This is a genomic window from Neisseria sp. P0009.S007 (assembly GCF_051962515.1).
Map to the genome: position 1 here is coordinate 1 of NZ_JBQCVF010000575.1, position 977 is coordinate 977.

Below are 977 nucleotides of genomic sequence, written 5' to 3' on the forward strand. Positions count from 1 at the left end.
TCTGCACCATACTCAGCTGACCGAACATATTAATTCATTGTCTTCAATCAGTAACCAATCTATTCAAGGCATGATGGCCAATGGCCTGAGCAAAGAGCAAGCCCTGGCTGCGATAAATAGTACCATTTCCCAACAAGGCTTTATTATTGGTTCAAATGAAATCTTCTTGGCAGGTAGTATCATATTCATCAGTATGATTCCCATTATTTGGCTGGCAAGACCTCCGTTTAGCGGTTCCGGCGGGGGAGGGCATTAGATAATTCAGACGGCCTTTTATCCATATATTATTTAAGACTCAATAGCAGATCCCTAAATGCATTTGGATCTTTAATGAACGTCATTTCTCCTGATTGAGGGAAATGGAAATCGAGCAGGCGCGATACCCAAAAACGAATACATCCGGCTCTTTGTGCAGTAGGGAAATACGCGCGTTCTTCATTAGATAATGGACGTACGCTTTCATAGCCATGGATAAAGGCATCATAAAGGACAGGGTCTAATTCGTTATCAGCTGTTCGTGCCCAATCATTAACCGCAATTGCCAAGTCGTACATGAAATTGCCGTTACACGCATAATAGAAATCGATAAAGCCGGAAACTTCATCTCCATTAAGCAATACGTTGTCCTTAAATAAATCGGCATGGATAATACCGGAAGGCAAATGCTCTCCTAGATTTTCATCTAAAGCAGCAATTTCAGATTGAAGCAGTGCGGCATCCTCAGAATCTAAAACAGGTAGCAATTGAGTGCAGGCATTATGCCACCAGTCATCATAACGAGGATTTTTCATTTTTAAAGGAAAGTCTTGACCGGCTAAATGCATTTTAGCCAGCATAGCACCGGTATGGAAGCATTGAGCCTCAGTTGGCCAGCCGGTATCCGAGCCATTCAAACAAGTAACCAAACAAGCCGGTTTTCCGGCCAAAATAGAATGCAGTCTGCCATCTTTGCGAGCAATCGGAGCAGCGCAGGCAAC

At 43.3% G+C, this 977-nt stretch carries 1 protein-coding gene and 1 pseudogene; one reads left to right on the forward strand and one right to left on the reverse strand.

Annotated elements, in window-relative coordinates; genetic code table 11:
- Nucleotides 1–256: pseudogene (locus ACTHS3_RS14900) on the forward strand (MFS transporter); the annotation flags it as partial.
- 28 nt (nucleotides 257–284) lie between these two features.
- On the opposite strand, the gene thrB reads toward ACTHS3_RS14900, so the two are convergent.
- A partial coding sequence (gene thrB / locus ACTHS3_RS14905) for a homoserine kinase (protein WP_440368360.1) occupies nucleotides 285–977 on the reverse strand: 693 nt, incomplete at its 5' end.